The 4293-nt window shown below is 67.4% G+C and carries 5 protein-coding genes; 2 read left to right on the forward strand and 3 right to left on the reverse strand.

Annotation, left to right across the window (positions count from 1 at the left end; translation table 11 throughout):
* Positions 1 to 197: 197 nt before the first annotated feature.
* Entirely contained in the window at positions 198 to 1487 is a 1290-nt protein-coding gene (locus K8O92_10215; protein ID UAK34208.1) for an aminotransferase class I/II-fold pyridoxal phosphate-dependent enzyme, read from the forward strand.
* A gap of 115 nt (positions 1488 to 1602) precedes the next feature.
* Here K8O92_10215 and K8O92_10220 read toward each other — a convergent pair whose 3' ends face one another.
* The 3 genes from K8O92_10220 to K8O92_10230 form a co-directional block, all read right to left on the reverse strand.
* Positions 1603 to 2043: an SRPBCC family protein gene (locus tag K8O92_10220; protein ID UAK34209.1), complete on the reverse strand. Its 441-nt coding sequence runs from the start codon at positions 2041 to 2043 to the stop codon at positions 1603 to 1605.
* Between the two features lie 8 nt (positions 2044 to 2051).
* A complete protein-coding gene (locus K8O92_10225) occupies positions 2052 to 2858 on the reverse strand; it encodes a methyltransferase domain-containing protein (GenBank protein UAK35589.1) in 807 nt (268 codons plus the stop codon).
* Positions 2859 to 2976: 118 nt separating this feature from the next.
* A complete protein-coding gene (locus K8O92_10230) occupies positions 2977 to 3177 on the reverse strand; it encodes a hypothetical protein (protein ID UAK34210.1) in 201 nt (66 codons plus the stop codon).
* Positions 3178 to 3595: 418 nt separating this feature from the next.
* On the opposite strand from K8O92_10230, the gene K8O92_10235 reads away from it, so the two are divergent.
* A complete protein-coding gene (locus tag K8O92_10235) occupies positions 3596 to 4012 on the forward strand; it encodes a hypothetical protein (GenBank protein UAK34211.1) in 417 nt (138 codons plus the stop codon).
* Positions 4013 to 4293 lie beyond the last annotated feature (281 nt).

The raw sequence follows: 4293 nt of genomic DNA on the forward strand, positions 1-4293 counted from the left end.
TGTTGCCTCGCCGTCGCCCGGCGGTGCGGGTCACCCTCATCCCGCCTCCGATAACGCCTCCAATTCCGGGCAATGCACGGGTAACGTGAACCCCGTCCGCGGATGCACATGCGTCTGCACGGACAACTGTTCGGCCGCCGCCGCACATCGGTCCGGCCAAACCCATCGTCCCTTCGCTGCTTGAAAGGCTGCCCAGGATGCCCCGGCAAACGCAGATCGGTTTGATGAGCCATGAGGAGCTCGTGCTCGAGCACGAGACCCAGACCGCGAACTACGCGACGCTCGAGACCGAGAAGCTCACGCTGGACCTGACCCGGGGGAAACCTTCGCCGGAACAACTCGATCTGTCCGCCCCGCTCCTGCAGCTGCCCGGCGAGGGCGATTTCCGCGACGGCACCGGCACCGACTGCCGCAACTACGGTGGCCTGCACGGTCTGCCGGAACTGCGCGCGATCTTCGGCGAGCTGCTCAACATCCCGGTGGACAACCTGCTCGCGGGCAACAACGCCAGTCTCGAGCTGATGCACGACGTGATCGCCTACGCGATGCTGTACGGCACCAACGATTCCGAGCGTCGCTGGGCCGCCGAGGACACCCTGAAGTTCCTGTGCCCGGCTCCCGGTTACGACCGTCACTTCGCGATCACCGAAGCGCTCGGTTTCGAGATGATCCCGATCCCGATGCGCCACGACGGTCCCGACACGCACGCCATCGCCGAGCTGCTGGCGAACGATCCGCAGATCAAGGGCCTGTGGGCAGTGCCGAACTATTCCAACCCGACCGGCGTGGTCTTCTCCGAAGACGTTGTCCGCGAACTCGTTTCGATGCCCGCCGCGGCGCCGGACTTCCGGCTGTTCTGGGACAACGCGTACGCCGTGCACCCGCTCACCGACACCGCCGCCCCGGTGATCGACGTGCTCGGCCTGGCCGCCGCGGCCGGAAACCCCAACCGGCCCTTGGTGTTCGCCTCCACCTCGAAGATCACCTTCGCGGGCGCGGGCGTGAGCTTCATCGGCGGTTCCACCGCGAACCTGGACTGGTACCTCAGCCACGCGGCGAAGAAGAGCATCGGGCCGGACAAGATCAACCAGCTGCGCCACTTGCGCTTCTTCGGAGATGCCGACGGCGTGCGGGCGCACATGCAGAAGCACCGCGCGATCCTCGAGCCGAAGTTCGCCTTGGTGCTGAAGATCCTCGAGGACCGGCTCGGCGCTTCGAAGGTGGCGTCGTGGACCGAGCCGAAGGGCGGCTACTTCATCAGCCTGGACGTGCTGGAGGGCACGGCGGCGCGGGTGATCGCGCTCGCGAAGGAGGCGGGCATCGCGCTCACCGCCGCCGGTTCGGCTTTCCCGTACCGCAACGACCCGGAGGACAAGAACATCCGGATCGCGCCGAGCTTCCCCAAGCTGCCCGAGCTGGAGAAGGCGATGGACGGCCTGGCCACCTGCGTGCTGCTGGCGGCCACCGAGAAGCTGCTCGGCAAGTAGAACGCAACGGGCCTGCCCGGCACGAATCCGTGCCGGGCGTTCCCGATGGTCCGGCCTCGGCTCGGTAGCCGATGCCCTCGGCCCGTGTCCCTCCGAGCGAAGGCGCCGCAGCCTCCTACCCGGTCTCCAACAGCTCTTTGAGCCGGGTCAGGTCGGCGCGGTTCGCCCGTCGGATTGCCGCCTCCAGTGCAGGTGCGGCCAGTTTCCCGAATCCGCTCGGTTCGCCGCGGTTGCGCAGTGTCATGCGGGTACCGCCCTCCGGGGTGTCCGCCCAGGTGTAGGTCGTCTCCATCGGAAACGGCCCCTGCGCGGTGCGCATCACCAGCAGTGAGCCGGGGTGGTAGTCGACGACCTCATAGGTGTAGACCAGCTTGCTGCCGAGGAAGCGGGCGACGAATGCCATCCGTGAGCCGACGCGCAGCGGCGGCTCCGTCTCCCAGGTGACGCCGTGAATGCGCGAGTACCAGGCGGGCGCGTGCGCTGGATCGGCCGCGTATGCCGCGACCAGCTCGCGAGAGCGGTCGATCACGACGTCGGTCAGCACGTCGACGGCCATCGGGCGGTTCAGCGCGGCTTGTGCGCGAGGACGGCGAACATGGTGACCGAGAGGTGGATATCACCGTTGGCGGCGGCCGCCTCGAGATCGGTGAGCAGTCGGTCGCGCTGAGCCTCGGTGATCGCACCACGTGCGACGGCCATGGCCGAGACCCTGGTGACCAGAGAGCCCGCTCCGACGCCGCGATCCTGCACCAAGGCCTGCGAACCGATGTCGTCGACCACCAGGCCTGCCTTGGTGAGCAGACCGGGGAGCCGGCGGCCGGAGAGCGGATTGGTGGTCGCCGAAACCAGCGTATCGATCACCTCGCGGACGACCCCCCGGTCCCCGGGGTGCATGATCGCCGTGCCCCAATCGCTGTCCACGACGACGACGCGTCCGCCCGGACGCAACACGCGCGCGATCTCGTTGGCCGCCCGGGCGGGGGCGGTCAGGTGCTGGAAGACCCGCTCGCACAGGACGGCGTCGAAGCTTTCCGCGCCGAAGGGCACGCCGTAGGCGTCACCGGAGTGGAATCTGGCCGTCGACCCGGCCTGGGCGGCGCGGCGTTCGGCGGAGGCGAGCAGATGCGGGTCCGGTTCGACGCCGATCGCGCTGCCGTCCGGGCCGACCGCTTCGGCGAAGGTCATGACCTCCGTTCCGGTGCCGGAGCCGATGTCGACGGCGTGTTCGCCGGGCCGCAGCGCGAGTGCTTCGTGCGCCCAGGCGCGCAAGCGGCGGATGCCGGGCAGCGCGGCCTGTAGGTCACGCACGTCGACGAGCTGGTCCTGGCCTGCTCGGTCGAACCGATCGGGGCGCAATGCGTAGGTGTTCATGAGCCCGTTTCCATCCCTGGCCGTTGCCGTCGTCTTGGTCGGTGTCGCCGTCGTCTGAGGCATGGCCTGGAGCCTACGCGGCAGGTCATCTACCCGCGCGTAGGCACTGTGAGGTGAGTCACTTGTTGATCAACTGCGCGCTTCGTGCGTACCTGGGTAACTCAATGTACGCCCATCGCGCCAACTTGCGGTGGACATCGTGTGGGATCCAGTTGGTGGCGTCGGGGTCGCTGATCTGCGGATACAGCCCCATCTGGGTGACGACCACTTGCTCGGCGTACTCCGGTGCGGCGGTGAGCAGAGCCGCCAGCTCGGCCATCGGACCGGACCCCACCCACGGCAGAGGGTGCCTTCAGCCGAGGCGATCATGTCGGTGCGGACATCGATCATCGCGCGGTGACGATCCTCGCGTTCCTCGGGCGTCGGGCGGATGTAGTCGAGATCTGCTGGTCGGGATCGGTTAGGGACCGGCGCTTGCCGCCGAGGCGGATACCTTCGATGACCGATACCTGCCTGCGGTCCAGCGAGTCCAGCACACGGCGGGCGAACTGCGCGCGCAGGCCGCCGGACAGTCATCACGGCCTATGGTCTGATCGACAGGAGGGTATCGAGTCCAGAACCGGTCGAACTCGAGAACTGGGCGGTCCACCCGAATTACCTCGAGATCCGGCACAAGTCACGGTGCCTACGACGTGGTATACCCCCGATCGGGAGCGCTTAGAAAGGAACGACTGGCCGTGACGGTCGACAATGGTTCCGAAGACACGCCACCATCCGGTCGGTGGAGGTCGACGATAGACATCCTCGCCGATAGCCTCGCCACTCACCTCGGCGAGCGGGTGACCGTCGTCGACCCAGGCGAAACGGAGGACGGGTTCTCCTGTCTCGTCCGAGGTCCTGAGCCGTCCAGTCCAACGCTCCAGCTGGCGTGGGAGGGAATACTCGGTATGCAGTACAGCGACGGGCAGCCGGACATCAGCGTGTCGCTGTTTCTGTATAGCCGAGGCCGCCGCCTCCGGCTCGACGACCAGCCCGGCAGCTATTTGGAGATCGTCTATGAGGGCCCCCTCGACGGCTCGGGAAGCTGGCGCGATCTGGGCTGGCTGCGGGATGACTTCGGCGAGTTCGAGGCACACAATCATCACGGCCGTTGACCGCCCACCGCGATCAGAACATGGGCGCCCGTCCCGTCCCAGTGATCTTCTACTTCAAACCGACCGCACGAACGCGATGATGATGTGGCGTCGCAGTAGCAGGTACATCAGCTGCACGGGCAGGTGAGGCTGGCCATCGAGGCGTTCGGCGAACGGAGTGGCGGCTGATTCGGACCGGAGCCAGTCGAGCCCCCGAATGTGTCCGGCCCGGCGAGCGGATCCGCGGCGGGGTCACCCGTGGACCCGTCGGCGGACGGTCGAGATCACGATCGTTGCCTCGA

The organism is Nocardia asteroides (genome assembly GCA_019930625.1).
Classification (GTDB): domain Bacteria; phylum Actinomycetota; class Actinomycetes; order Mycobacteriales; family Mycobacteriaceae; genus Nocardia; species Nocardia sputi.

Coding starts and splice junctions, on each gene's coding strand:
- K8O92_10230 (UAK34210.1), bottom strand. CDS start 3,177: ATGGCCGAGCTGGCGGCTCTGCTCACCGCCGCACCGGAGTACGCCGAG.
- K8O92_10220 (UAK34209.1), bottom strand. CDS start 2,043: ATGGCCGTCGACGTGCTGACCGACGTCGTGATCGACCGCTCTCGCGAG.
- K8O92_10225 (UAK35589.1), bottom strand. CDS start 2,858: ATGAACACCTACGCATTGCGCCCCGATCGGTTCGACCGAGCAGGCCAG.
- K8O92_10215 (UAK34208.1), top strand. CDS start 198: ATGCCCCGGCAAACGCAGATCGGTTTGATGAGCCATGAGGAGCTCGTG.